Annotated in this window: 26 protein-coding genes; 10 read left to right on the top strand and 16 right to left on the bottom strand. The window is 75.9% G+C overall.

Annotated features, from left to right (window positions below; all coding sequences use genetic code 11):
* Positions 1-1,602: putative PEP-binding protein (locus ABZ641_RS06940; protein WP_359979749.1), on the top strand; the 1,602-nt coding region annotated here is incomplete at its 5' end.
* A gap of 21 nt (positions 1,603-1,623) precedes the next feature.
* On the opposite strand, the gene ABZ641_RS06935 is transcribed toward ABZ641_RS06940, so the two are convergent.
* Positions 1,624-2,811 (bottom strand): hypothetical protein, encoded by a 1,188-nt coding sequence (locus ABZ641_RS06935; RefSeq protein WP_359979747.1) that lies wholly within the window; start codon positions 2,809-2,811, stop codon positions 1,624-1,626.
* 38 nt (positions 2,812-2,849) lie between these two features.
* Entirely contained in the window at positions 2,850-3,380 is a 531-nt protein-coding gene (locus ABZ641_RS06930) for a SigE family RNA polymerase sigma factor (protein ID WP_344624141.1), read from the bottom strand.
* A 109-nt stretch (positions 3,381-3,489) separates the two neighbouring features.
* Here ABZ641_RS06930 and ABZ641_RS06925 point away from each other — a divergent pair, with 109 nt between their 5' ends.
* A complete protein-coding gene (locus tag ABZ641_RS06925) occupies positions 3,490-4,050 on the top strand; it encodes an SLATT domain-containing protein (protein ID WP_359979744.1) in 561 nt (186 codons plus the stop codon).
* A 16-nt stretch (positions 4,051-4,066) separates the two neighbouring features.
* Here the strand turns inward: ABZ641_RS06925 and ABZ641_RS06920 are convergent, their stop codons facing one another.
* The 7 genes from ABZ641_RS06920 to ABZ641_RS06890 all read right to left on the bottom strand — a co-directional run bounded on the left by ABZ641_RS06920 (position 4,067) and on the right by ABZ641_RS06890 (position 8,355).
* A complete protein-coding gene (locus ABZ641_RS06920) occupies positions 4,067-4,669 on the bottom strand; it encodes a DUF4291 domain-containing protein (protein ID WP_344624139.1) in 603 nt (200 codons plus the stop codon).
* A gap of 37 nt (positions 4,670-4,706) precedes the next feature.
* Positions 4,707-5,381, bottom strand: a complete 675-nt coding sequence (locus ABZ641_RS06915; RefSeq protein WP_359979742.1) for a hypothetical protein — start codon at positions 5,379-5,381, stop codon at positions 4,707-4,709.
* Positions 5,382-5,385: 4 nt separating this feature from the next.
* On the bottom strand, positions 5,386-6,231 hold the full coding sequence (locus ABZ641_RS06910; protein ID WP_344624137.1) for a pentapeptide repeat-containing protein: 846 nt from the start codon (positions 6,229-6,231) through the stop codon (positions 5,386-5,388).
* Between the two features lie 96 nt (positions 6,232-6,327).
* Positions 6,328-6,501 (bottom strand): hypothetical protein, encoded by a 174-nt coding sequence (locus ABZ641_RS06905; RefSeq protein WP_199922877.1) that lies wholly within the window; start codon positions 6,499-6,501, stop codon positions 6,328-6,330.
* A gap of 83 nt (positions 6,502-6,584) precedes the next feature.
* Positions 6,585-7,109, bottom strand: a complete 525-nt coding sequence (locus ABZ641_RS06900; RefSeq protein ID WP_344624136.1) for a DUF4240 domain-containing protein — start codon at positions 7,107-7,109, stop codon at positions 6,585-6,587.
* A 47-nt stretch (positions 7,110-7,156) separates the two neighbouring features.
* On the bottom strand, positions 7,157-7,573 hold the full coding sequence (locus ABZ641_RS06895; protein ID WP_344624135.1) for an HIT family protein: 417 nt from the start codon (positions 7,571-7,573) through the stop codon (positions 7,157-7,159).
* Complete coding sequence (locus tag ABZ641_RS06890) at positions 7,570-8,355, bottom strand: sterol desaturase family protein (protein ID WP_359979737.1); 786 nt, start codon at positions 8,353-8,355, stop codon at positions 7,570-7,572. Before ABZ641_RS06890 ends, ABZ641_RS06895 begins: the two co-directional genes overlap by 4 nt.
* Before the next feature lie 161 nt (positions 8,356-8,516).
* Here ABZ641_RS06890 and ABZ641_RS06885 point away from each other — a divergent pair, with 161 nt between their 5' ends.
* Positions 8,517-9,725: an MFS transporter gene (locus ABZ641_RS06885; protein WP_359979734.1), complete on the top strand. Its 1,209-nt coding sequence runs from the start codon at positions 8,517-8,519 to the stop codon at positions 9,723-9,725.
* 68 nt (positions 9,726-9,793) lie between these two features.
* Here the strand turns inward: ABZ641_RS06885 and ABZ641_RS06880 are convergent, their stop codons facing one another.
* The 7 genes from ABZ641_RS06880 to ABZ641_RS06850 form a co-directional block, all read right to left on the bottom strand.
* Entirely contained in the window at positions 9,794-10,642 is an 849-nt protein-coding gene (locus ABZ641_RS06880; protein WP_344624132.1) for a helix-turn-helix domain-containing protein, read from the bottom strand.
* 105 nt (positions 10,643-10,747) lie between these two features.
* Complete coding sequence (locus tag ABZ641_RS06875; protein ID WP_359979731.1) at positions 10,748-11,590, bottom strand: class I SAM-dependent methyltransferase; 843 nt, start codon at positions 11,588-11,590, stop codon at positions 10,748-10,750.
* Positions 11,587-13,059 (bottom strand): 4-hydroxyphenylacetate 3-hydroxylase N-terminal domain-containing protein, encoded by a 1,473-nt coding sequence (locus ABZ641_RS06870; RefSeq protein ID WP_344624130.1) that lies wholly within the window; start codon positions 13,057-13,059, stop codon positions 11,587-11,589. The genes ABZ641_RS06875 and ABZ641_RS06870 overlap by 4 nt, the downstream gene beginning before the upstream one ends.
* On the bottom strand, positions 13,056-13,583 hold the full coding sequence (locus ABZ641_RS06865) for a flavin reductase family protein (RefSeq protein ID WP_344624129.1): 528 nt from the start codon (positions 13,581-13,583) through the stop codon (positions 13,056-13,058). The genes ABZ641_RS06870 and ABZ641_RS06865 overlap by 4 nt, the downstream gene beginning before the upstream one ends.
* Positions 13,580-15,409 carry an asparagine synthase (glutamine-hydrolyzing) gene (asnB, locus tag ABZ641_RS06860; protein WP_359979728.1) on the bottom strand — a complete coding sequence of 610 codons (1,830 nt, stop codon included), beginning with the start codon at positions 15,407-15,409 and terminating at the stop codon, positions 13,580-13,582. Before asnB ends, ABZ641_RS06865 begins: the two co-directional genes overlap by 4 nt.
* A complete protein-coding gene (locus tag ABZ641_RS06855; RefSeq protein ID WP_359979726.1) occupies positions 15,409-16,203 on the bottom strand; it encodes a hypothetical protein in 795 nt (264 codons plus the stop codon). Before ABZ641_RS06855 ends, asnB begins: the two co-directional genes overlap by 1 nt.
* A 303-nt stretch (positions 16,204-16,506) precedes the next feature.
* A complete protein-coding gene (locus tag ABZ641_RS06850; protein ID WP_344624126.1) occupies positions 16,507-17,412 on the bottom strand; it encodes a response regulator transcription factor in 906 nt (301 codons plus the stop codon).
* Between the two features lie 597 nt (positions 17,413-18,009).
* Between ABZ641_RS06850 and ABZ641_RS06845 the strand changes: the two genes are divergently transcribed.
* The 7 genes from ABZ641_RS06845 to ABZ641_RS06815 all read left to right on the top strand — a co-directional run.
* Positions 18,010-18,954, top strand: coding sequence for an ABC transporter permease (locus ABZ641_RS06845; protein ID WP_359979724.1), 945 nt, complete (start codon positions 18,010-18,012; stop codon positions 18,952-18,954).
* Position 18,955: 1 nt separating this feature from the next.
* Positions 18,956-19,798 (top strand): ABC transporter permease, encoded by an 843-nt coding sequence (locus ABZ641_RS06840; protein ID WP_344624124.1) that lies wholly within the window; start codon positions 18,956-18,958, stop codon positions 19,796-19,798.
* Positions 19,795-20,574, top strand: a complete 780-nt coding sequence (locus tag ABZ641_RS06835; protein WP_344624123.1) for an ABC transporter ATP-binding protein — start codon at positions 19,795-19,797, stop codon at positions 20,572-20,574. The genes ABZ641_RS06840 and ABZ641_RS06835 overlap by 4 nt, the downstream gene beginning before the upstream one ends.
* A 256-nt stretch (positions 20,575-20,830) precedes the next feature.
* The gene (locus ABZ641_RS06830) at positions 20,831-21,565 is read left to right on the top strand and encodes an ABC transporter ATP-binding protein (RefSeq protein WP_344624122.1); all 735 of its coding nucleotides are present in this window, start codon (positions 20,831-20,833) and stop codon (positions 21,563-21,565) included.
* Between the two features lie 65 nt (positions 21,566-21,630).
* Positions 21,631-23,268: an ABC transporter substrate-binding protein gene (locus tag ABZ641_RS06825; RefSeq protein WP_359979720.1), complete on the top strand. Its 1,638-nt coding sequence runs from the start codon at positions 21,631-21,633 to the stop codon at positions 23,266-23,268.
* 50 nt (positions 23,269-23,318) lie between these two features.
* On the top strand, positions 23,319-24,344 hold the full coding sequence (locus ABZ641_RS06820) for an LLM class F420-dependent oxidoreductase (protein WP_052390229.1): 1,026 nt from the start codon (positions 23,319-23,321) through the stop codon (positions 24,342-24,344).
* A 104-nt stretch (positions 24,345-24,448) separates the two neighbouring features.
* The coding region (locus ABZ641_RS06815) for an LLM class flavin-dependent oxidoreductase (protein WP_359979718.1) at positions 24,449-24,729 on the top strand (281 nt) is incomplete at its 3' end.

Raw genomic sequence — 24,729 nt, 5'->3', positions numbered from 1 at the left:
GCCGCCCCGCCCCCCGCGCTGCCGCCGGCCCGCCCGGTCGCCGACCCGGCCGCCGAGAGCGCCGCCGTTCGCTCCGCCCTCGCCGCCGTCGTCGCCGACCTGGAGGCCCGCGCCGCCCGGGCCGGCGGCGCCGCCGCGGACGTGCTCACCGCCCAGGCGATGATCGCCGCCGACCCGGCGCTCGCCGACCGGGCCACCGAACTCGTCGCCGCCGGCACCGACGGCCCGCACGCCGTCACCGCCGCCTACCAGGGCTTCCGCGAGGCCCTGCTCACCGCCGGCGGCTACTTCGCCGAGCGCGCCGCCGACCTCGACGACCTCCGCGACCGCGCGGTCGCCCGGCTGCTCGGACTGCCGATGCCCGGCCTGCCCGACCCCGGCCACCCGTACGTCCTGGTCGCCGACGACCTCGCCCCCGCCGACACCGCCGAACTCGACCCCGCCCGGGTCCTCGCCCTGGTCACCGTCCGCGGCGGCCCCACCAGCCATACCGCGATCCTCGCCAAGGCCCTCGGCCTGCCCGCCGTCGTCGGCTGCCCCGGCGCCGCCGGACTGCAGGACGGGCGGACGGTGCTCGTGCTCGCCGCCGACGGCGCCGTCCACCCGGATCCCGTGCCGGAGGCCGTCCGGCATGCGGCCGAGCGGCAGCGGGCCCGCCGGGAAGCGGCCGCCCGCAGCTCGGGGCCCGGACGCACCGCCGACCGGCACCCCGTCGCGCTGCTCGTCAACCTGGGTGCCGCGCACGAACTGACCGCCGCGGCCGCCGCCGACTCCGAGGGCGTCGGCCTCTTCCGCACCGAGTTCCTCTACCTCGACCGGGCCGAGGCCCCCGGCGCCGCCGAGCAGACCGCCGCCTACCGGGCCGTCTTCGAAGCCTTCGCCGGACGCCGCGTCACCGTCCGCACCCTGGACGCCGGCGCCGACAAGCCGCTGCCCTTCGCCACCGCCGCCGACGAGGAGAACCCCGCCCTCGGCGTCCGCGGCCTGCGCACCGCCACCCGCGACCCGCAGCTCCTGGAGACCCAGCTCGCCGCGATCGCCGCCGCCGCCCGCGGCAGCGGCGCGGACGTCCGGGTGATGGCCCCCATGGTGTCGCTGCCCGCCGAGGCCGCCGCCTTCGCCGGCCGGGTCCGCGCCCACGGCCTCGCCCTCGCCGGCGCGATGGTCGAGGTGCCGGCCGCCGCACTGCGCGCCGACCGGCTCGCCGAGGTCTGCGACTTCCTCAGCATCGGCACCAACGACCTCGCCCAGTACGCCTTCGCCGCCGACCGCACCCTCGGCGCCCTCGCCGAGCTGCTCGACCCCTGGCAGCCGGCCCTGCTCGACCTGGTCGCGGCCGCGGCCGGGGGCGCCGCCGCGCACGGCGTCCCGGTCGGCGTCTGCGGGGAGGCGGCGGCCGACCCGGACCTCGCGCTCGTCCTCGTCGGCCTCGGCGTCACCGGGCTGTCCGCCGCACCCTCCTGCCTGCCCGAGGTCCGCGCCGCGCTCGCCGGGCACACCCTCGCCGACTGCCGCCGCCTCGCCGGGCTCGCCCGCAGCGCCCCCGACGCGGCGACGGCGCGGGAACGGGTGCGCGGCTCGCTGCGGACGGCCGGGGGCTGACCCACCCCCGTCGGCGGTGCGTCAGCCGCGCCAGGCGGGGGCCGTCGCCAGGGCCCGGAGCTGGTCCACGGTGAGGGCGGGGGCGCCCGGCAGGAAGGTGCGGGCGTCGGGGCCGTTCCACTCGTTGACGGTCACCCGGGTGCCGTCCGCGTGCAGGGCCTCGGCGTTCCACTGCACCTCCGGGCCGTCCGTCCCGTCGGACTCCCGGTGGGCGCCGGCCACCACCGAGGTGCCGTCCGCGGTGTGCGTCAGCTCCGGGCCCCGGCCGGACTCGAACGTCCCCCGCGGGTCGGACTGCTCGCCCTCCTGCCAGTGCGGCTCGACGTCGACGGTCACCCAGCTCGTCCGGCCGTCCAGCGAGACCTGCAGCCGCACCCGGCCGGGCATCGCGAGGCCGTCGGCCGGGCCGGCCACCGCGCCGGACGGCAGCAGCTTCGCCACCGCGTCGTGCAGCGCGGCCGTCGGCGGCAGGGTCACCCCGGGCTTCGGCGGGTCGGTGACCCGCACGCCGTCGAACGTGACGTCCCAGACGCTGCTCGTCACCACCGCGACCGCCTGCTCGGTGCTGAGCGGGGGCTCCGGCCGACCGTCCCGGTTGTAGGTGTCGACCCGTACCTGGCGCCCGTCCGGCCTGGTGTACGAGGCGACCAGGACCTTGCCCGCGCCGGACCGCTCCGGCAGCAGCACGTTCACCATCAGGACCGACCCGTCGGGCCGCACCGTGCGGCTGCAGCTGAGCGTCGGCCGCTCCGACGGGTCGAAGCAGTGCGCACCGCGCGAGGCCTCGGTCACCGGCGTGGCGATCCGGTCGACGCCGAGGCTGATCTGCCCGCCGGTGTGCGCCGTCTCGAGGTCGACGACGGCGGACGGCCCCCTCTTCACGTCGCCCTCGTTGCCGGTGAAGCCCATGGCGCCGGTGACCCGGCCGCTCGGCAGCAGCGAGACCAGCGCGTCGCGCATGTACTCCCCGCTGACGGAGGACCGGGGCTGCGCGGCCGGCGCGCGGTCGCCGTGCAGGGCCGGCAGCGAACCGGCGGCCAGCACGGCCGCGGCGACCGCCGCCGCCCCGGCCAGCACGGCGGCCCGGCGCCGCCTGCGCCGGCGCACTCCGCGGGTCGCCGCACCCTGGGCGAAGGCCAGGGCGTTCGGTTCGGGGGCCAGGTCGGCCGCCGACCGCAGGGCGGTGGTGAAGCTCTCCTCGACGGGCATCGTCGTTCTCCGCATCCTCTCGTACTGCAGGTCGTCGGTCAGGGGTGGACGAGCGCGTCGAGGTCCTCGCCGAGCACCGTCCGCATCCGGGCCAGCGCCCGGCTGCTGCGCGAGCGCACCGTGCTGGGGCTCAGCCGCAGCACCGCCGCGGTCTCCTCCGCGCTGCGGTCCTCCCAGTAGCGGAGCACCAGCACCGCCCGGTCCTGGGGCGGCAGTTCGCCGAGCGCCTGCAGCAGGGTCACCCGCAGCGCCGGGTCCGGCGCGGCCTGCGCCGTCTCGGCGAAGGTGTCCGTCACGTGCTCGCTGCTGCTGCGCCGCCTGCGGTAGGAGAGGAAGGTGTTGACCAGGACGGTCTGCGCGTACCCCGCCGGGTTCGCCATCCGGGACACCTTGCGCCACCGGCCGAACAGCCGGCCGAGCGCCTCCTGCGCCAGGTCCTCGGCGAGGTGCGCGTCACCACCGGTCAGCAGGTAGGCCGTTCTGACCAGGTGGTGCCCCCTCGCCGCAGCAAAGTCGAGGAAGGCCGGCGGCTCAGTGGGCGCCGGACGCGTCGTCGTTGTGCGGTCCATGACCTTCTAACGCGGTGGGGCGGGCACCGCGTCCCACCGGATTCCGCACGGATGTCCGGGCGGGCTGGCAGACTGGCCGCTCCGAAGGCGGGGGAGAGGAACGCGGGCCATGGCGGGGAACACTGCGGACGGTGCGGATACGAGTCCGGTCAGCCGTCAACTGGCCTTCGTGGAAGCCGAGGTGCACAGCCAGCTGCGGATCCGCACCCGGCGACGGGACACGGACCGCAGGCGCGCCTTCGGACTGCAGATCTCCACGGTGAGCCTCTCGGCGGTGATCACCGTGCTGCTCGGCGTCCAGGTCGGCCAGCCGGCCCGGCAGTGGCTGTCCGACGTCGCCCTCGGCCTCGGTGCGGCGATCACCGTGCTCGCCGCCTGGCAGGCCTTCTTCTCGCACCGCGCGCTCTGGCTGCAGCGCTCCGACACCGTGCACCGGCTGGCCGCGCTGGAGCGCCGGCTCGCCTTCCACCGCGCCGGGCTCGCCGGGGCCGAGCCCGAGCCCGCGCAGGTGGCGGAGTTCCTGGCCGCGTACGAGGAGATCGTCCAGGCCGACCACGACTCCTGGACGCGGGTACGCAGCGTCTCCGACCCGCAGGTGGCGCTGCCGCCCGGTCCGGTGCCGCCGCAGGGGCGCGAGCTTCTGACCGACCGTCAGGATGCCACCGGCTGACCGGAGACGGCCCGGCTCAGTGGTCGGCGCCGAGCCGGGCGGCCAGGTGCCCGGGCAGCGGGTACGGAGTCTCGGCCGGGATCAGCGCGTCGGCGAGGTCGGTGCGGCCGTCGCGGACGAGTGCCCGGGCCTCGTGCGCCAGCGCGGTCACATCGGTGATCCCCAGGATCCAGTGGTCGACGTAGCCGGCCACCGCCCGCCCGGACAGGCCGAGTTGCAGGGCGCGGTGCTCCAGCGCACCGAGCCGGGTGGAGCGCTCCGGGTCCCACTGCACCCGGACGGGGCTGGTCGCCAGCTCCGCGCGCCACTCCTCCGCGGTGGCGTGGCAGCGCCGGTCGTGGTGGCTGGGGCAGGCCAGCGCGAGGGCCTGCTCGAAGCCGTCCCGGCTGATCCGGACGGCCAGCACCCGCTCCTGGCCCGGCTTGGACGCCCAGCCCGAGCGGTACATCATCCAGCGGAACGAGGGCTTGATCCAGGTCATCCGCTCCCGCTTGAACGGGGGCACGAAGGTGCCCGCCGCGAGCGCCGCCTCCGCGATCTCCACCGGGTACGCCTGGTAGACGGTCAGGCTCCGGTCGTCGTGGGCGGCCCGGACGGCGCGGAACGGCTGATCGGTCACTCGGACTCCAGGGCTGTGCGCGGACATCCCGCGGAGCCTATGCGCGGCGCCCCGGGCGGTCATCCCGATTTCGGCCCGTCCGCGGCAGCCGGCCGATCGCGGCGGCCGGATGGCCGCCGTCGGCCGTGCACCACCAGACGGCGGCGTCGGAGTGCCGGAGGGCGTGCAGGCCGAGGCCGTGGTCGGGGCAGAGCGGCAGGGCCCGGCGGTCGCGCTCCATCAGGCTCTCCTGGACGTGCGCGGCGACGGCCGCCACCGCCGTGACCGGGTCGCCGCCGGCGCAGACGGGCAGGCCGCCGCCGTGCAGCCAGCCGTCCGCCAGGACGACGCCCGCGGAGGGCGGGTACCAGGCGTCCTGGACGACCAACCGGGCCCCGGGACCCCCGGCCCCGGGGAGATCGCGCAGGACGGGCTCCAGCGCCCGGCGCAGGGTCTCCAGCCGCTCCGGCACCAGGTCGAAGCCGGGCTCGAAGCCGGCCTCGGCGAGCAGCCGTGCGGCGAGGTCGGCGGCTTCGGCCGGCGGGACGTCGGCCGGTCGGCGTTCCACCGCCTCGCGGACCGCCGGGCCCCGGTGGCCGAGGTCCAGCAGCGCGCAGCCGAGCGCGGCGGCGTCGGCCGCCGCCAACGGGCCCTCGCCGCGCAGACCGCGGTGCAGCCGGACGCAGAGCGCCTCCACCGGATCGTCCACGGGATCGTCCGTGACGTCGCCCACGGGATCAGCGGGCCGGCGCCCAGTGGGCCGGGCGGTCCAGGCCGGCCGGCAGCCGGGTCGCGGCGTCGCCGCGGGCGGCGTTGACCTGCGACTGGGTGAGGAAGACCGCGCCGGTGAGATCGGCCCCGCTCAGGTCCGCGTCCCGCAGGTCGGCCCCGATGAGGTCGGCGCTGCGCAGGTCGGCCTTGCGGAGGTCGGCGGCGATCAGCAGCGCCCCGCGCAGGTTGGCGCCGCGCAGGTTCGCGCCCTTGAGACGGGCGCCCATCAGGTCGGCGCCGCGGTGGTTGCGGGTGCGGCCGGGCACGCCGGCCCGGACGAGCTCGCCGACCCGCAGCAGCAGGGCGTTGACCTCCTGGCGGACCGCGGGGACGTCCAGCGCGGTGATCTCCTCGGCGGTACCGAGGGTGAGCCGCTCGGTGGCGTCGAAGGCGCGCTGCAGCTCCTCGTGGACGGGACGGGCGGCGGGCAGGGCGAGGCCCTCGGCGAGGTAGTGCAGCAGCTCCTGCAGCTGCCGCAGCACGGGGAACACGGCGAACATCCGCCGGGCCGAGCCCGGGTCCTGCCGCCAGTCCTCGCCGCCGAAGGTGATCTGCGAGACCTTCTGGCCCGCGCCGAAGCACTCGAAGACGGTGCAGCCGCGGTAGCCCGCCTCCCGCAGCCGGGTGTGGATGCCGCAGCGGAAGTCGGCCTGCAGATTGGTGCAGGGGGTGCCGGCGTCCTTGGTGGCGGCGAAGTCCGAGGAGGCGGCGAACGGCAGGGCCACGCAGCACAGGCCGAAGCAGCGCGAGCAGTCGGACCGCAGGTCGGGGCGGTCCGGGGCGGGCGCGGGGGAGGGCTTCCGGCTGGCCAACGTGGGTCGTCTCCTCGGTGCGGACGTGCTCGGTACCCGACCATTCTCGCCGATCGGACCCGGACCCCGGACCGTCACACCCCGACCCGGGGCCGGTCACTCCTCGTCGAGGAGGACCTGGAGCTGCTTGAGCTTGCCGGTGGTGGAGACGACGGCGGTGACGGGCTGCTTGCCGACCACCCCCGCCCTGCGTGCGGCGTGGACGAACTTCTCCAGTTCGTCGAAGGTCAGGTTCTTCGAGGCCCCGCTGAACTTCAAGGGAACTGTCATACCGTCATTGTGCGCGGGGCCGGGTGCGGGCGACCGGTGCCGAGGCGCGTGTCGGGTACGCGTGTTGGGCGCGGATGCCGGCTTCACTCCCCGTACAGGGCCGCGAGCCGGGGAAGGCGCCGGGCGGTCTCCGCAGGGTCGTCGAAGTCCCAGTCGAAGACGATCTCCGGGTAGGCGATCGTGTAGCAGTCGCCGGACATCTGCTCGCCGGTGGCGGCGAGATGGGCGTCCCAGGCGAGACCCAGCGTGCGTTCGCAGTCCAGGTCCGCGCGGTTCGCCGCTGCTTCGCGGACGGACGGCAGCTCGGCGAGCGAGTCCGGAGAGGCGACGGCCCGCTCGAATACCTCCCGGCCCTGGACGATCAGCCAGCCGCGGAAGTAGTCGAAACCGTCGTCCGAGCAGCCGCCGTTGATCAGGTACGCGGCACCCCACAGGTCGCCGCGGTACGACTCCGCCATCGCGTCCCACAGCAACTGCTGTGCGGCGAGGATCTCCTGCCGCGGCCGGACGGCGAGCAGGGCGGTGGCCCGCTCGACCACGGCCCCGGCGTCGTCCGGGCCCGGCCGGCGCGCTGCTTCGATCAGGTCCCAGAACTGCTGCTCGTCCATGGCCCGGAGCATGCCGTACCGCTCTGACAGGGCCGCCGCGGAGCCGGTCAGCCGGCGGCCAGTGCGGCGGCGATCAGGGCGGCCGTCTCCACGGCGTGCGCCTCGTCGCGGTAGCGCGTCCGCGGCCAGAAGAAGCCGCGCAGGCCGTCCTTGGGATTGCGCGGCACCACGTGGACGTGCAGGTGCGGCACCGACTGGCTGATCCGGTTGTTCGCGGCGACGAAGCTGCCGGCCGCCGCCATCGCCGTCTCGACGGCCGCGGCGATCCGCTGGACCCGGGCGAAGTACGGCCCGATCTCCTCCGGCAGCAGGTCGGTCAGCGTCGGCACGTGCCGCCGCGGCACCACCAGGACATGGCCGGGGAACAGCGGGCGGTGGTCCAGGAAGGCGACCGCGGCCTCGTCCTCGAACACCCGGTGGGTGTCCGCCCCGCCCGCCACGACCTCGCAGAAGATGCAGCTCATGCCGGTGATTGAAGGGCATCCGGCAGCCGGGCGGCGGCAGGGTCGACGGCGTGTCGCATCCGGTCGTACGCGGGGTCGACCGTCCCGAACAGCCGGTCCCACACGGTGGTGTAGAAACCGAAGTTCACGCCCGGGTCGAGGTGATGGCCGACGTGGAACATCGGCAGCGCCACCCAGCGGAACACCGGCCAGCGCCGGACCCGGGCCGGCAGCGGCTCCACCCCGAGGTGGCCGAGCAGCCCGAACACCAGGTTGAGCAGGACGAACCCGCCCAGGGCGAGCGCCGACAGCTCCCACACCGTCAGGATCGCCAGCCAGGCGCCGCCGAAGCCCAACGCCTCCAGCGGGTGCAGCACGAACAGCGTCGACGGCCGCGGATCCGGGTAGCGGTGGTGGAGCTCGTGGGCCAGCCGGTACAGCCGGCGGCGGTGCGCGATCCAGTGCGCGGCGTACGCCAGGACGTCCATGACCAGGGTGAACGCCAGGAGTTCGAGCAGCACCCGCGGACCGGTCGAGGCCGAGAGGGTGACCAGGCCCGCCTTCCACAGTGCCCACCCGGCCACCCCCACACCGCTGTTGATCAGCAGGGCGACCACCGTCAGGGCGACCTCCGCCCCGGTCACCGGGCCGGGCGGCGGGGCCACCCGGCGGTCCCCGTAGCGCCGCACCAGCGCCCGCCCGGCGGCCACCGCCGCGACGAACAGCACCGCGTTGAGCAGCAGCGCCCCCGCCACCACCTCGCCCGCACCCAGCCGGGCCGCCCACCCCAGGAATCCGTCCACCGGCCCAGCCTGCCACGCGGTCCCGACGCGCGGGAGCCTGTGAGCGGCGGTCACAGGATGATCGCCTGTCTGGTTGCCGCCGCGGCACCGGCACACGATGGCCCGGCCGAGATCCGTCGTCCGTGCGCCCGTGAAGGGCCTTTCGAAGGGGTGTGAGGGCCGTGACCAGTGTGTCCGCGTCGCCGCCGAGTGCCGAGCCCGCGGCGCAGCCGTTCGACCGGCTGCGCTACGCCGGGGTGTTCCTGCTGCTGTTCCTGTTCGGCACCGAGACCTTCCTGGTCTCGCCGCTGCTGCCGACGATCGCCGACTCGATCCGGGTCAGCGAGGCCGCCGCGGCTTCCGGCGTCACCGCGTACGTGCTGGTGTACGCCGTGGCCGCCCCCTTCCTCGGGCTGCTCAGCGACCGGTTCGGACGGCGGCGCACGCTCGTCGCCGGAACACTGCTCTTCGTCCTGTCCAACGCCGCGGCAGCGCTCTCCACCGGGCTGACCCCGCTGGTCCTCTCCCGGGCGGTCGCCGGACTGGCCGCCGCCGCGGCCGGACCGGCGATCTGGGCGCACATCGCGGAGACCGCACCGGACGCCGTCCGCGGCCGCGCGCTCGGTCTCGGCATGGCCCTGTTCTCCGCCGGCCAGGTCGTCGGGGTGCCGCTCGGCGGCTTCCTCGCCGGGCTGGCCGGGTGGCGCTCCGCGTTCTGGGCGCTCGCCGTCGGGACGGCCGCCGCCGTGCCGCTGCTGCTGAAGCAGGTCCCGGCGGGCGGGAGCGCGGCACCGGCGGACGGGCGCGGCAGTGCGGTACGGGCCGTGCTCGCGGGCTGGGCCGATCCGGCGCTGCGGCGCGCACTGCTGGTCAACACCGTCTTCCACGCGGCGAACCTGGGCGCGTACACGTTCCTGGGGGCGGTCCTGGTGCAGCGGTTCGACCTGTCGGTGGAGGCGCTCGGACTGGTCGGTGTGCTGGTCGGCGCCGGCAGCGTCGTCGGATCGCTGCTCGGCGGGCGGCTCGGCGACCGGGCGCGGGCCGCCGGACGGGACGGCGTGCCGCTGCTGCCGCTGTGGGGGCTGCTGCTGGCCGCCGGCATCGGGCTGGCGGTCGGCGGACCGGGGATCGTCCTCGCGCTCCTCGGGGTGACGGTGTGGTTCCTCGCCTCGGGCGGCTTCGTGACCGACCAGCAGACACTGGCGGGGACGGTGGCGCCGGAACTGCGGGCCACCTCCAGTGCCTGGCTGACCTCGACGATGTACGCGGGGACGGGCGTCGGTGCCTGGGCGGTGGGGGCCTTCGCGGACGTCGCGGTGGGGACGGCCGTGGTGGGGATCGGGCTGGCCCTGGTGGCGGCGGTGGGGGCGCGGGTGCTGCGGGCGCGGTAGCGGACCCGTCCGGCGGGCTCGCCGCATCCGGATCGCGCAGTTCTCCCGCGCCCCTGGGGGCGCCCTGCCTAACCCGCGCTGCGGAGGGGGTGGGTGGTGAGGGTGGTCATGCGGGCGCGGGCGGTGGGATCGGCGGGGGTGAAGAGGAGGACGAGGGCGGTCGGGTCGTCGACCGGGTGGAAGGAGGAGAGGGTCAGCCGGATCGGGCCGATCCCGGCCGGTTCGACGGTGACCGTGCGGGCCGTGAGCTCCGCCACGGAGTGGCAACCCCACCAGTGGCGGAGCTCCGGTGCGTCGGTGTCCAGATGGCGGTAGACCTCGTCGGTGCGGGGGTCGGAGAGGGCGGGGCCGGCCTGGGCGCGGAAGTGCTGGAAGACGTTCATGGCGAGCGGCTCCCAGTCGTGCAGGACGCCGCGCAGCCGCCCGTCGGCCGCCATCAGCCACATGAGGTTGCGGCGGTCGGCGGGAACGGCCTCGGGCGGGCCCCAGAGTGCGGACCAGGCGGCGTTCCAGCCGAGCAGGTCGAAGTGGCGGTCGAGCAGGGCGGCGGGGCTGGCCGGCCAGGAGTCGAGGACGGGCCGGACGGCCGCGGCGAGCCCGTCCCGGTCGGCGGCGTCGGCCGGTGCCGGCGACTCGTGGTAGCCGGCGAGGCGCATCGCGTGGCGCAGTCCGGCGGCGTCGAGGCGCAGGGCACGGGCGACCGCCTCCAGGACCTGCCGGGAGGCGGTGACCCGGCCCTGTTCCAGCCAGGTGTACCAGGCGAGGCCGACGCCGGAGAGCGAGGCGACCTCCTCGCGGCGCAGCCCGGGGGTGCGGCGGCGGGCGGTCGCGGTGAGGCCGACGTCGGCGGGCTTGAGGAGCTCGCGGTGGGCGCGGAGGAAGGCGCCGAGTTCCTGGCTCGCGGCGGGAGTTGACACGGATGGCTCCTCGGGCGGAGGTGGTGCGGTCGGGTCCGGCGTAGGTGCCGCCGGCCGGCCGCCGCGGGAGGTGCGGCGGTCGGCCGGCGGTGTGGTGACGGTCCGTCAGTGGGTGGTGAGCTCCCACAGTCGGACGGGCATGTGGCTGACGTGGCCGCGTTCGCCCTGGCGTTGCCGGGCGGCCTCGCCGACGGCCCGGAAGAAGTCGGCGCGGCGTTCGGCGGGGACGAGGCGGCTGTAGTAGTCGCCGAAGGTGGCGGCGTGGAAGTGCGCGTACTGCTCGGCGCTCTCCACGGTGACCACGGCGTCGCGCTCCCGGTGGCCGGCGACGGCGAGGTGCGGACGCAGGACGGCGGCCAGATCGTCGACGGTGCGGGTGCGGGTGGCGATCGGCAGCACGCCGGCGCGGGCGAACAGCGCCGGCACGTCGGCGCGCGGCGTGCCGAGGGCGGTGAGCGCCTCCCGGACGATCTCGTCCTCGCCACCGAGGCCGTGCTCGTCCCGGGCGGGGTGGTAGGTGGTGAGCAGGAACCGTCCGCCCGGGGCGAGACGGTCGGACACCCAGGCGAAGATCCTTTCCTCGTGCGGGAAGAGCCAGTGCAGGACGGAGGTCATGGTGACGGCGTCCGGGCGCAGCGGCAGCGGTTCGGGGTCGGTGAGGTCGGCCCGGTGCAGGACGGTTCGGGCGCCGTACGGGCGCAGCCGCTCCGCGGCCTCGGCGATCCGGTGCTCGGACCGCTCCAGGCCGGCGGCGAGGCGTATCGACGGGAAGCGTTCGAGGGCGGCCTGCAGCAGTTGGCCGATGCCGCTGCCGAGGTCGACCAGGATCTGCGGCTTTGCGGGGAGCCGTTCGAGCACCCAGTCGCGGTCGTGGACCTGGCGGAGCCGGCTGGCGTCGGCGTACCCGGCGAGGGTGCGGGACTGGATCTCGGTGGCGGACGCGGTCACGGGCGGGCCTCCTGGGGCCGGTCGACGAGCTGCAGCAGCCGCGCGCGGGCGGCGCTCTGGTCGTAGCGCTTGAACAGGTTGATCCGGTTGCGGGCGAGGTCGCCGCGGTGCACGTACTCGTAGAGGTCCTGGCGCTGGCCGAAGCCGTCGCCGGTGAGCTCCCAGGCGAGCCGGAACAGGCGGGACTTGCGCTCGGCGTCGATGCCGCGGCCGCGCATGTAGCGGTCGAGATGCGGGCGCAGCCGGGGGTTGGCGAGGTCGCCGGCGGTGGGCTGCATCAGCAGACCGGAGGCGCCGATCCGGCGGACGATCGCGACCGCGTCGGCCGCGACCTCGGCGGACCACACCCGGGAGGCGGCGGTGTCGCCCGGCGCGAACAGGCCGCCGTCGGTGACCCCGCCGCGGGCCTCGGCGGCGTCCAGGAAGTACTCGGTGAGCTCGGCGTACCCGGCGAGCCGGCCGAGGTCCTCCTGGACGTTGCGGAAGCCGTCCACGCCGATCGACTCGGCGACCAGGGTCGCGGTGGCGAGCAGGGCGCGCAGCCGCTCCCGGTAGCGGACGTGGCCGACGTAGGCGCTCCAGGCGTTGATCCGGCCGAGTCCGGCCCGGGCGAGGTCGGCGTCGCGGAGCAGCAGCACGCGCTCCCAGGGGACGAGCACGTCGTCGAAGAAGAGCATGGCGTCCTGCTCGTCGTACCGGGCGCCGAGCGGGTGGGCGTGCCCCCAGGGGGCGCTGCCGAGCGGCTCCCGGGCGAGGGTGACCAGGCCCGGCGTGTTGAGCGGCAGCGCGAACCAGACCACGAACTGCTCGCCGCGGCGCTGCGCGAACGAGGCCGACAGGTAGACCAGCACCTCGTGGGCGAGCGGCGCGAGCGTGGTGAGCTGCTTGGCGCCGCGCACCACGATGCCGCGCTCGTTCTCCTCCAGGACGCGCAGCGCCAGGTCGGGCTCGTCCACCGGGTCGGCGGAGCGGTCGATCTGCGGGTCGCCGAGGGCGTGCGACAGGACGAGGTCGTTGGTGGCGCAGTGCCGGTACCAGGCCTCGGCGTTGGCGCCGAACCGCGGGTCGTTGCCGGCCAGCCGGTGCCGGAAGTCGTAGACGCCGACGGCGATCGAGGCCATGAAGGCGGGGGAGCGGCCCTGTTGGCCGAGGGCCTCGGCGTGCCAGAACTCGGCGCTGCGCCGCTGGACGCGCAACTCCTCGACCGTGCGGGGCGGTTGGTATGCGCGGGCGAGCCGCAGGCCGGTCTCCGGGTCCTTCCAGGTCAGCAGCTCGCGGTGTTCGGGCTCGTGCTGCAGGTCGATCAGCCGGGCGAGTTCGTCGGCGGCGGGCCGGAAGGCGGGGTGCTCGGCGGGATTGCCGATCCGCTTGCCGTCCAGGTAGAGCTCGCGCCCGTCGTCGAGCTCGGCCCGGTACCGGTCGCCGGTGAGCAGGCCCCGCGCGGCGGCGGGGGTGTCGAGCAGGGTCATGCGCCAACTCCAGGTGAGCGGTGGGCGAGTGAGCGGTATCGGCCGTCGTGGTAGAGCAGCGGCTCGCCGGGCGAGGCGTCCGCGGCGGCGACCCGGCCGACCAGGACGGCGTGGTCGCCGCCGGGCAGGACGCCGTGCAGCCGGCAGTCGAACCAGGCGAGCGCGGCCTCCAGCACCGGCGCGCCGGTGGCCTCGGCGCGCATCGGAACGGCGGTGAAGGTGCCGAGAGCCCGGCCCGCGCCGGGCGTGGCGAACCGCCGGGCCACCCCGTGCTGGCGATCCGTCAGGACCGAGACGGCGAACCGGCCGCTGCCGCGGACCGCGGACACCAGCGGGCTGTGCCGGGCGACGGCCACGCTGACCAGCAGCGGGTCCAGCGAGAGGGTGCAGAACGAGGAGACGGTCTTGGCGAACACCTCCTCGCCGGAGCGGGTGGTGAGCACGGCGACGCCGGTGCTCCAGTGCCGGGCGGCAGCCCGGAAGGCGTCCTCCGGGGCCGGCGCGGGGCGGGCGGGGGCGCTCATCGCAGCCCCACCCGGTAGGCGCGCAGCCACTCGTCGACCTGGACGAGGTGGTCCAGGCCGCCGACCGGGTTCGGCGCCGTCCGGGGGCTCGGCAGCGGCCGGCCCTCGGCGAGGAGCCGGCGGACCGTCCCCCGGTCGACCAGGTCGAACACCGGGGCGTTCGGGTCGGCGAGCAGCTCCCGCGCCCGGTCGGTGAGCACCTCGGTGTAGCGGACGGCCGGCGTGGACGGGTAGCCGCTCTTCGGCCGCTCGGCGACCTGCGGCGGCAGCAGGTCCCGGACGGCGTCGCGCAGCAGCCCCTTGGACCGGCCGCCGGACGCCTTGAGCGCCCACGGCACGTTCCACAGGTACTCGACCAGCCGGTGGTCGCAGAACGGCACCCGCACCTCCAGCCCGACGGACATCGAGACCCGGTCGACCCGGTCCAGCAGCGGCGGCAGCCAGCGGGTCAGCGCCAGGTGGAACACCTCGCGCACCCGCGCGTCCGCCGCCGGCTCGCCGTCCAGCCGCGGCACCTCGGCGAGCGAGCGGCGGTACGCCTCCGCGGTGTACTCCTCGGGCCGGACGGCCGCGCGCACCTCGGGGCGCAGCAGCGCCGCCGGGGTGGTGCGGCCGTGCAGCCACGGGAAGGTGCCGGAGGCGAGCGCGGCCGGATCGTGGAAGTACGGGTAGCCGCCGAAGATCTCGTCCGCGGCCTCGCCGGAGAGCGCCACCGTGGAGCGGCGGCGCACCTCGCGGAAGAGCAGGTGCAGCGAGGCGTCCATCTCGCCCCAGCCGGGCCGGTCGCGGGCGCGCAGCACGGCGTCCCGGGCGTCCAACAGGTCGTCGTCGGGGACGAGGACGGCGGTGTGCAGGGTGCCGATGTGCTCGGCGGCGGCCTGCACGTACGGGGCGTCCAGGGTGGTCCGCCAGGCGTCGGGCGTCCGGTCGGCGCTGCCGGGGAAGTCCACCGAGAAGCTGGTGATCTTGCCCTGGCCGGACCGCTCCCGGGCGGCCGCGGCGAGCGCCGTGATCGCGCTGGAGTCGACCCCGCCGGAGAGCAGCGTGCAGAGCGGGACGTCGCCGATCAACTGGCGCTCCACCGCGTCGGCGAGCAGCCCCCGGACGCGCTCCCGGGTGGCCACCCCGCCGTCCCGGTGCGGCCGGGACTCCAGCGCCCACCAGCGCAGTTCGCGGGTGGCGTGCCGGGTGACGGCCACCAGGTGGCCGGGCCGGACCTCGTGCAGCCCGCGGAACAGTCCGTGCCCGGGGGTCGGCGCGGCGGGCAGCGCGAACAGCTCGGCGATCCCCCCGGTGTCCAGCTCGGCGGGCAGCAGCGGGTTGGCGAGCAGCGCCTTCGGCTCGGAGCCGAACAGCACGCCCGTGCGGTGCGCGTGCCAGTACAGCGGCTTGATGCCCAGGTGGTCGCGGACGAGCAGCAGCTCCTCGGCGCGGGCGTCCCACAGGGCGTACGCGAAGATCCCGTTGAAGCGGCGCGGCGCCTCGCGGCCCCAGTGCAGGTGGGCGCGGAGCACCACCTCGGTGTCCGAGCGGGTGCGGAACACGTGCCCCAGGGACTCGAGTTCGCGACGGAGCTCGTGGTGGTTGTACAGCTCGCCGTTGTAGCCGAGCACCGCGCCGGGCGGTTCGGCGTCCGCCTGCGGCTGGGCTCCGCCGTCCAGGTCGATCACCGACAGCCGGCGGTGGCCGATCGCGGCGTGCCGGGACAGCCAGACGCCGTCCGCGTCCGGGCCGCGGCAGGCGAGGGTGGCGGTCATCTCCCGCAGCAGGTGCCCCTGGTGGCGCAGGTCGGTCTCCCAGTCGACCCAGCCGGTGACTCCGCACATCAGGACTCCCGGGGTTCGTCGTCGGTGGTGGTGGCGAGCTCGGGCCGGGCGGCCTCCCAGCGGCAGCCGTGGCCGGTGGGGCCGCTGCGCAGCCGGTGCGCGGGCCGGAAACCCTTGGCGCGGATGTTCGCGGACAGCGCCTCCGTGCAGTACGTGCACGGGGACGCGAGGGTCAGCCGGACTCCGCCGCGGCGGGCCTTCTCCCGGTAGTCCCAGATCGCGCAGTGCGTGATGGTGAGCACCGCACGGTCCGCGGACGGCGGCTGCTCGTCGTCGAACTCGTAGTCCGAACCGTAGAGTTCGGCCTGCCGGGCGATCCGGTGGATCGGATCGGCGGCGCCCCGGCCGAGGTCCGGCTCGACCTCCCGGTGCACCTCGGCGTTGGACCGCGCCCACTCCGCCAGCACCTGCTCGCCGTACCGGGCGACCAGGAAGCGTTCCATCAGGGCCTGGCCGCGGAAGAACACCCGCTGCCACTCGGTGGCCGGCGCGGTCGCCGGATCGGGCAGGTCGGCGAAGATCTCCGCCTGCAGGGCGAACCAGTCGGCCAGTTGCACCTCGTCGCCGCGCGAGACCAGGTAGCGGGTGAGGCCGGCCTCGGCCTCGTGCAGGCGCCGCCGCCACAGGGCCGAACGGTCCGCGTCCGGCATCGACCGGTACGGGGAACGCTGCGGTTCGGAGCGGGCGGCACCGCGGCCGGCGGGAAGCACGGCGGTGCCGGCGGGCAGGTGGGGCGGCACCGGGCCGGCCCGGTCGCCGGTGTGTGCGATGGTGCCGTCGGACGCGTCGCCCATCGGGCTCTCCCTTCGGCTGGACGTGGTGCGGCCACGCTACGAACCGCCGACGGTCCGTCAGAAGCCCCGAACGGAGCCTCCCCGGGCGACGATCGGCGCCACCGATTGCTCCGAAGGTCGCCTTCGCGAGCAGGGGATACCGCGAGGGGCGCGGGGGGCTGCGCGATCAGGGAGTGGGTCACCTGGTGAACTCCGGTCGGCCGTGGTGGTCGGGTCGCCCGCTCCCTGATCGCGCAGCTCCGCCCCCGGCCTTCGGCCGGGAGGCGCCCCCAGCGCCCCTGAGGTGCAGCCCTTGTCCGCGGTTCAGCCCGCGAGGCCGTGGCGGTGGGCGTAGAGGGCGGCGCGCAGCCGGTCCGAGTGGCCGGTCTTGCGCATGGCCTGGGTGAGATGTTTCTTCACGGTGGCTTCGGCGAGGGCGAGTTCGCGGCCTATCTCGGCGTTGCTGAGGCCGAGGGCGAGCTTGGCGAGCACCTCGCGTTCGCGTGCGGTCAGCCCGACCTGCTGCGGTGGCGGTTCGACGGCGTGGCCCGGCGGCGGGGCCGGGTGGGTGCGTGCCGCGGGCGGCGCCGGGAGGAACACCGATCCTCCGGCTGCGGCGAGTTGGACGGCCGCGATGATCCGTTCCTCCGGCAGGTCGAGCGGGAAGCAGCCGCTGGCGCCGGCCAGCAGGATCCGGCTGGCCTCGGCGGTGGACTCGGCCCGGCGCAGCAGCAGCACCCGGGCGTCCGGGGCGCCGTCCGGCCCGCGCAGTGCCGCTACGGCGGCCAGGTCCTCGCCGAGGCCGCCGCCGCGGCCGAGCAGGACGACGTCGGGGTGGACCCGCCGGACCGCCGGTACGGCGCGCAGCGGGTCGGCGGCGGAGCCGGCCACCGTCAGGCCGGGCACGGTGGAGAGCACGGAGCGCAGTCCGGCCGCCGCCACCGGGTGCCGTTCGACGAGGAACACCCGTACGGCGTGGGCCCGGTGGCCGTCGCCGGGGCACATCGGGTGGCCGCAGCCGCAGTCGGCGGCCGCGGCGCCCGGTCTGTCCGGCGGCGCGGCGGTCGGTTCGGCGAGCAGCTGGTGGCCGGCCAGCAGGTCGAGCGGGTTGTCGATCTCGGTGTGCAGGGCCTCCGCGGGTGCTGCGGTGGCACTGCGCGGGGTGCGGCGGACCGGGTGCCGGCAGGTGCGCGGACCGGTCGGCGCGGGCAACTGGGTCAGTGCTGCCATCGCGAACCCCCCGGGGCGGAGGGCGAGTCGGTGCGGTAGGGCATGGCGGTGCGGTCCCCTCGGAGATGGCGGGCCGGCCGGACGGGCGCGGCGCAACGGCAGGGAGCCGCCGACGGTGGCGGCCGGGCTCCGGTCACGGAGACGGCGGGCCGGGGCGGTCCCGGAAGGAGGAGGGCGCTGAACGGGCAGCGGGCGAGTGCCGGGCGGTCAGCGCGGGGAGCGCAGCGGACACAGCTCGTCGAAGCACCTGCGGTGCCACGAGCCGCCGATCCCGACCAGGGTGAAGTCGGTCCGCCGATAAGCCATACGAGAACCCTAGGTCCGGCTCTCGCAGCAGGTCAAGGACGGGACGGGCCCCCGGCGCCCGGGGCATCCGCACAGGGGGCTCCCGCGCTCCCGGTACCTGCTCCTATGACCGCCGGTATCAGCACGAACTCCTGACTGGCTGTCCGCGCCGCCGGTCCGCAACCTTCCTCACAGTGAACGCCGCAGGCCCGTGCCCCGCCGCCCCTGCACCCCGCACCGCCCGGAAGGACACCGCGCCATGCCCACCCCGCCCGCCGGCCCGGCCGGCGCCCCGCCCCGGAGGGCCGGCGGGTGACCGGATTCCTGCTCCGCCGCCTGCTGTTGGCCGTGCCGACCCTGCTCGGCGTCACCGTGGTGGTCTTCGCGACCGTGGCGCTCGTCCCCGGCGACCCGGTCGCCGCCTTCCTCGGGCCGGGCGCGCCGCCGGAGGCCCGCGCCGAACTCGCCGCCCGGCTCGGCCTGGAGCGCCCGCTGCCCGTCCGGTACCTGTCCTGGCTGGGGCACGCCCTGACCGGTGACCTCGGCATCTCGATCGCCGACCAGCGGCCGGTCGGAGGGCTGCTGCTCCCGGCGATCGGCCAGACCCTGGTCCTCACCGCCGCCGCCTTCGCACTGGTGCTGGTGGGCGGGGCCATGCTCGGGGCCGTCGGCGCGCTGCGGCCGCGCGGCCCGCTCGGCCGGCTGTCCGGCGCGGCGACCACGCTCGCCGTCTCCGCCCCGCAGTACTCGGTGGCCCTGGTGCTGATCGCGGTGGTCGCGGTACGGCTGCGCTGGCTGCCCGCGGGCGGCACCCACGACGTGTTCGGCGACGGCGGCTTCGCGGACCTCGCCCGGCACCTGGTGCTGCCGGCCGTGGCGGCCGCACTCGTCCCGCTCGGCCTCACCGCCCGGGTCTTCCGCGCCGCGCTCGGCTCCGTCCTCGCCGGGGACCTCGCCGACGGGCTGCGTGCCCGCGGCCTCTCCGGGGTCGCCGTCCTGCGGCACTGCGTGCACAACGCCTCGCCCGCCCTGCTCGCCGTCGGCGGCCTGCAACTCGCCTACCTGCTGGAGGGGGTGGTCTTCGTGGAGACCCTGTTCGCCCGGCCCGGCCTCGGCCGGCTGCTCTACGACGCGCTCGCCGCCCGTGACCTGCCGCTCGTCCAGGGCGGGGTGCTGGTCGTCGCGGCGGCGTTCGTCGGCGTCAACCTGCTCGTCGACACCGCGCACGCCGCCGTCGACCCGCGGACGAGGAACTGAGATGGCCCGCAGCCCGTTCCGCGACCCGGCGGTCGCCGTCCCCGCCGCCCTCGCCCTGCTGGTCGTCCTGGTCGCCGCCGCCGCACCGCTGCTCGCCCCGTACGACCCGGCCGCCGGCCGCTTGCAGGACCGGCTCCTCGACCCGGGTGCCCCCGGACACCTGCTCGGCACCGACGGCCAGGGCCGTGACCTGCTGAGCCGGCTGATCTGGGCCGGCCGGGCCTCGCTCACCGGCGGGCTCGTCCCGGTGGCCGCCGCCACCGCGGCCGGCACCCTGATCGGCATCACCGCCGGTCTCGGCGGCCGCGTCCTCGAACAGGCTCTGCTGCGCGCCCTCGACGTGCTCTACGCCTTCCCCGGGGTGCTGCTCGCCATCGCCGTCGCCACCCTGCTGAGGCCCGGCCTCGGCGCCACCGTGCTCGCCCTCTCCGTGGTGCTCACCCCGGCGGTCGCCCGGGTCGCCTTCACCGAGGTCCGGCGGATCCGCACCGCCGAGTACCTGGAGGCCGCCCGGGTCTCCGGCGCCGGCCCGCTCGCCCTGGTGCTCCGCCAGGTCGTCCCGGTGGTCGCCCCGGTCGTCCTCGTCTACGCCTCCTCCCTGGTCGGAATCGCCGTGGCGTATGCGGCCGGGCTCGCCTTCCTCGGCCTCGGTGTCGCCCCGCCCACCCCCGAGTGGGGTGCCATGCTCGACGAACTGCGGCCCGCCCTCTTCACCCACCCGTGGCCCGCGGTCCTGCCCGGCCTGGCCGTGCTCGCCGTCTCGGTGGTGTTCACCACCCTCGGCGAGGGGCTGCGGCAGCGGATCGGCGACCGCGGCGCCCTGCTGCCGGAGGCCGTCCGATGAGCCTGCTCCGCGTCGACGATCTCACCGTCACCTACCCGGGCGGCGTCCGCGCCGCCGACGGGGTCTCGCTCGACCTCGCCGCGGGCGGCGCCCTGGTGCTGCTCGGCGAGTCCGGCAGCGGCAAGACCACCGTCGCCCGCACCGTCCTCGGACTGCCCGGCCGCGGCGCCGCCGTCACCGGCCGCGTCCGGCTGGCCGGCACCGACCTGCTCGGCCTGGACGAACGCACCCTCGGCCGGATCCGGGGCCGCCGCATCGGCTACGTCCCGCAGGACCCGGCCGCCGTCCTCGACCCGCTGCGCCGGATCGGCCCGCAGATCACCGAGGTGCTGCGCCGCCACCGGGTCGCCGACTCCCGCCGGGCCGCCCGTGCGGACGCCCTGCGGCTGCTCGCCACCGCCGGCGTCCCCGACCCGGAGCGGGTCGCCCGCGCCCACCCGCACGAGCTGTCCGGCGGGCTCCGCCAGCGGGCCGCGATCGCCGTCGCCGTCTCCTGCGGTCCCGAACTCCTGATCGCCGACGAGCCGACCACCGCGCTGGACGCCCTGGTCCGCGGCCGGATCCTCGACCTGTTCGGCACCCTGCGCACCGACTGCGGGATCGCCCTGCTGCTCGTCACCCACGACCTGGCGGCCGCCCGCCGGATCGGCGGAGAGGTCGCCGTCATGCGGACCGGCCGCATCGTCGAACGCGGCCCCGCGACCCGCATCCTCGCCGACCCCGACCACCCCTTCACCACCGACCTGGTGACCGCCGACCCGGGAGCCGACCGATGACCGCACCGAGGAAGACCGGCCGGCGCACCCCGGCGGCGCAGCCGACCGCGCACCGTTCGCGGTGGGGCGACCAAGCGGTGCGGCCAACTGCGCACCGGTCGCGACGGGCCACCCCAGGGGGCGCGTGGGGGTACCTCCCGGCCGAAGGCCGGGGGAGAACCGTGCACCGCGGAAGGGCAGGCGCCGCACCGGAGGCTGTCCGATGACCCCTTCCACCACTGCCTCCGGCAGCACCCCGCTCCTTCAAGTCGACAAGGTGACAAAGAACTTCCGGGGCCGCCCCGCACTGCAGGAGGTCTCCCTCGCCGTCGCCGCGGGCGAGACCCTCGGGCTGGTCGGAGAGTCCGGCTCCGGCAAGTCCACCCTCGCCCGGCTCGCCCTCGGCCTGCTGGCTCCGGACGCCGGCACCGTCCGCTTCGCGGGCCAGGACCCGTACCGTCTCCGCGGCCGTACCGGACGGTCCCTCCGTGCCCGGCTGCAGTTCGTCCCGCAGCACCCCCGCGGTTCGCTCAACCCCGCCCTGCGGGCCGGCGAGGCCGTCGCGTTCGCGCTGCGCCTGCACGGCACGCCGCGCCGGGAGCGCCCCGAGGCCGTCGCCGCGCTGTTCCGCCAGGTCGGCCTGGAGCCGGGCCTCGCCCGCCGTTTCCCGCGGGAGCTGTCCGGCGGCCAGCTCCAGCGGGTGGCGGTGGCCCGCGCCCTCGCCACCGGCCCCGACCTGGTGGTCTGCGACGAGCCGACCTCGGCCCTGGACCGCACCGTGCAGGCCCGGCTGCTGGACCTGCTCACCGGTCTGCAGGAGAGCACCGGCGTGGCCTACCTGTTCATCTCGCACGACCTGGCGGTCGTCCGTCACCTCGCGCACCGGGTGCTCGTGCTGCGCCGGGGCCGGGTGCTGGAGGAAGGGCCGGCCGCCGAGCTCTGGGAGGCGCCGGCCCACCCGTACACCCGGGCCCTGCTGGAGGCCGCCACCGGCGGCCCCGCCACCCCCTGACCAACCCACGCACCCGCAGCACCCGTACCGCCCGCTCCACCGAACCGAACGAACAGGAAATCGCCATGACGAACCGTCATCACCGCCACCGCCACCGCCCCGTCCGATCCAGAGCCGGCGCGCTGTCGGCCGCCGCCGTGCTGCTCGCGGCCGCCGGCTGCGCCTCCGCAACCGCCACCGGCGCGGGTGACGCGGGCGGCGGCCCGGGCCGCGGCGGCACCCTGGTCGTCGGTGCGACCGGCAAGCTGCCGAACCCGGACACCGTCATCGGCGGTGCGGGCTTCGAGGGCAAGCGCCTCGTCAGCTTCCAGATCTACGAGGGCCTCACCCGGTACGAGCTGCTCAAGGACACCGACCGGCCGCCGGTCGTCACCGGCGCCCTGGCGGAGTCCTGGCAGGTCGCCGCCGACGCGAAGACCTGGACCTTCACCCTGCGCAAGGGCGTCACCTTCCAGGACGGCACCCCCTTCGACGCGGACGCCGTGATCTTCAACCTGGCTCGCTACCTCGACAAGCGGAGTCCCGAGTACACCGACGCGCTGGGCGCCGCCGCCAAGGAGTACGCGGGCGACATCGTCTCGTACCGGAAGACCGACGCCGACCACGTCGAGCTCGTCACCGCGGAGCCCAACGGGCACTTCCCCGAGGACCTGGCGCACGTCCTGATCGCCAGCCCCACCGCCGTCCGGAAGACCGGCTCCGCCAACTTCTCCCAGCACCCGGTCGGGACCGGTCCGTTCGCCTTCGCCTCGCAGACCGAGGGCAAGGAGATCGACCTGGTCGCCAACCCGTCCTACTGGCGGGGCGCTCCGAAGCTGGACCGGCTGGTCGTGAAGTCGCTGCCGGACGCCGCCGCCCGCACCGCCGCACTGCGCTCCGGCGGCGTCAACTGGATCGAGTACCCCAACCCGGACGACATCGACAGCCTCAAGGCCGACGGCGTGCGGATCGCCACCAACAGCTACGACCACCTCTGGTACTGGATCCTGGACACCGCCAAGGCGCCGTGGAACGACCCGCGGGTGCGCCGCGCCGCCAACTACGCGATCGACCGGAAGGCCATCGCCGAGAAGCTGCTGCACGGCACCGCCGACCCGGCCCAACAGGCCGCCCCGCGAGCCACCTCCGCCTACGACCCGGCCGGTGACACCTACGGCCACGACCCCGCGAAGGCCAAGCAGCTGCTCGCCGAGGCCGGGCTCGCCGGAGGTTTCTCCACCTCCGTCACGGTGCCGACCGGAGGCTCCGGCAACCTGCTGCCGGTGCCGATCGCGGAGGCGATCCAGCGCGACCTCGCCGCCGTCGGCATCAAGGTCGAACTGCGCACCACCGACTGGTCCACCCTGATCGGCGCCGAGGCCAAGGGACAGGTCGCGCTCGGCTCGGACGCGATCGCCCAGTCCACGACGCTCTTCCAGTCCGAGGCGCTGCTGCCGCTGTTCATCGGCTCCAAGAGCCCGTTCTGGACGGGCCACTACGCCAACCCGCAGGTCGACGCGCTGCTGGCGAGCGCCTCCGCCTCGCCCGACCGGCAGAAGCGGCAGGCCGACTACCGCAAGGCGCTGTCGCTGGTCACCCAGGACGCCCCGTGGCTGTTCGTGGTCAACGACCGCAACCCGCGGGCGCTCTCGCCGAAGGTCGAGGGGCTCGTCCAGCCGCAGTCCTGGTTCCTCGACCTCACCACCGTCCGGGTCCGCCCGTAGCCACGGCGCTCCGCCGCCCACCGAACCGTCCAGGAAGGACGTCCGCCGCCATGACCGCCCCGTACCCACCGCACGGCCGCACCCCGGCCGGACCGCCGAAGTGGGGCATCACCCTGCCGCTGCCGGGCCTCACCATCGACCGGCACCGCTTCCTCGTCGAACGGCTCCCCGACCTCGGCTACACCGACGTCTGGAGCGCGGAGGGCGGCGGCACCGACGCCTTCACCCCGCTGGCCGCAACCGCCGCCTGGTCCCCGGGCCTGCGCATCGCCACCGGCATCGTGCCGGTGCACACCCGGGGGCCGGCGGTGCTCGCCCAGACCGCCGCCACCCTCGCCCAACTCGCCCCCGGGCGGGTCCTGCTGGGCATCGGGGCGTCCGTGCCCGCGCACGTCACCGACATCAACGGCATCCCGTTCGACGAGCCCTTCAAGCGCACCCGGGACGTGCTCCGCTTCGTCACCCGCGCGCTGCGCGGCGAGCACGTCGCCGGGGACTTCGACACCTTCTCCATCACCGGCTACCGGCTGCCGCACCCGCCCGCCGAGCCGGTCAAGGTGATCCTCGGTGCCCTGCGCCCCGGCATGCTCCGGCTCGGCTTCACCGAGGGGGACGGCGCCATCACCAACCTGCTGTTCCCCAAGGACCTGCCGACCGTGCTGGGCGCCGTCGGCCCGCAGCCGCCGGGCAAGGAACTCGTCGTCAAGGTCTTCGTCTGCCCCACCGAGGACACCGACCACGCCCACCGGGCCAGCCGCCCCTTCCTCGCCTGGATCCTCAACCGCGAGCCCTACCGGAAGTTCCACGAGTGGCTCGGCAACGGCGAGCTGCTCGCCGAGACCCACGAACGCTGGGCGGCCGGCGACCACGAGGGTGCCCAGAAGGCACTGCCCGACGAGGCCGTCGACGGCCTGTTCATCAGCGGCTCGCCCGAGGAGTGCCGGGAGCGGATCCTGCAGTACCACCTGCCCGGCGTCACCACCATCCAGCTGTACGTCTCGCTGCCGCCGGAGGTCTTCGTCAGCCGGTCCCGCCTGCTCGACACCCTCGCCCGCCTCGGCCCCGCCGCGGGCTAGGGGCCTGTTCCCGCAGGCACACGGGGTGCTTCACCAGGTGCCCCCACGCGCGCCTTGTGGTGCACCTGTGGTGTATCCCCGTCCGATCCAGGAGGTCCCACCCGATGGAACTCGAGATCCGCGGCGGCGTCCGGGCCGCCCCCGTCACCGGTCGCACCCCGCAGGAACGGCAGGCGCTGCGCCACGCCCCCGACCCGCGGGACCGCACCGCCGACCCCGGGCACGTCGCCCGCACCGCACGGGAGCTGGAGGAGGACGGCTTCGACTCCGCGCTCGTGGTGCAGTCCAGCTCCTGGCCCGACCCGTGGCTGGTCGCCGGCTGGGCGCTCGCCGCCACCGACCGGCTGCGGCTCGCCGTCGCGCACCGGGTCGGCGCCGCCGCGCC

This window comes from Kitasatospora sp. NPDC007106 (genome assembly GCF_040634455.1).
Taxonomy (GTDB): Bacteria; Actinomycetota; Actinomycetes; order Streptomycetales; family Streptomycetaceae; genus Kitasatospora; species Kitasatospora arboriphila.
The sequence above is the reverse complement of the archived record's forward strand: the minus strand, read 5'-3'. Positions and strand labels throughout refer to the sequence as shown.

Coding starts and splice junctions, on each gene's coding strand:
- ABZ641_RS06850 (WP_344624126.1), bottom strand. CDS start 17,412: ATGGCAGCACTGACCCAGTTGCCCGCGCCGACCGGTCCGCGCACCTGC.
- ABZ641_RS06905 (WP_199922877.1), bottom strand. CDS start 6,501: ATGACAGTTCCCTTGAAGTTCAGCGGGGCCTCGAAGAACCTGACCTTC.
- ABZ641_RS06900 (WP_344624136.1), bottom strand. CDS start 7,109: ATGGACGAGCAGCAGTTCTGGGACCTGATCGAAGCAGCGCGCCGGCCG.
- asnB (WP_359979728.1), bottom strand. CDS start 15,409: ATGTGCGGAGTCACCGGCTGGGTCGACTGGGAGACCGACCTGCGCCAC.
- ABZ641_RS06930 (WP_344624141.1), bottom strand. CDS start 3,380: ATGGACCGCACAACGACGACGCGTCCGGCGCCCACTGAGCCGCCGGCC.
- ABZ641_RS06825 (WP_359979720.1), top strand. CDS start 21,631: ATGACGAACCGTCATCACCGCCACCGCCACCGCCCCGTCCGATCCAGA.
- ABZ641_RS06865 (WP_344624129.1), bottom strand. CDS start 13,583: ATGAGCGCCCCCGCCCGCCCCGCGCCGGCCCCGGAGGACGCCTTCCGG.
- ABZ641_RS06820 (WP_052390229.1), top strand. CDS start 23,319: ATGACCGCCCCGTACCCACCGCACGGCCGCACCCCGGCCGGACCGCCG.
- ABZ641_RS06835 (WP_344624123.1), top strand. CDS start 19,795: ATGAGCCTGCTCCGCGTCGACGATCTCACCGTCACCTACCCGGGCGGC.
- ABZ641_RS06840 (WP_344624124.1), top strand. CDS start 18,956: ATGGCCCGCAGCCCGTTCCGCGACCCGGCGGTCGCCGTCCCCGCCGCC.
- ABZ641_RS06895 (WP_344624135.1), bottom strand. CDS start 7,573: ATGAGCTGCATCTTCTGCGAGGTCGTGGCGGGCGGGGCGGACACCCAC.
- ABZ641_RS06935 (WP_359979747.1), bottom strand. CDS start 2,811: ATGCCCGTCGAGGAGAGCTTCACCACCGCCCTGCGGTCGGCGGCCGAC.
- ABZ641_RS06870 (WP_344624130.1), bottom strand. CDS start 13,059: ATGACCCTGCTCGACACCCCCGCCGCCGCGCGGGGCCTGCTCACCGGC.
- ABZ641_RS06855 (WP_359979726.1), bottom strand. CDS start 16,203: ATGGGCGACGCGTCCGACGGCACCATCGCACACACCGGCGACCGGGCC.
- ABZ641_RS06925 (WP_359979744.1), top strand. CDS start 3,490: ATGGCGGGGAACACTGCGGACGGTGCGGATACGAGTCCGGTCAGCCGT.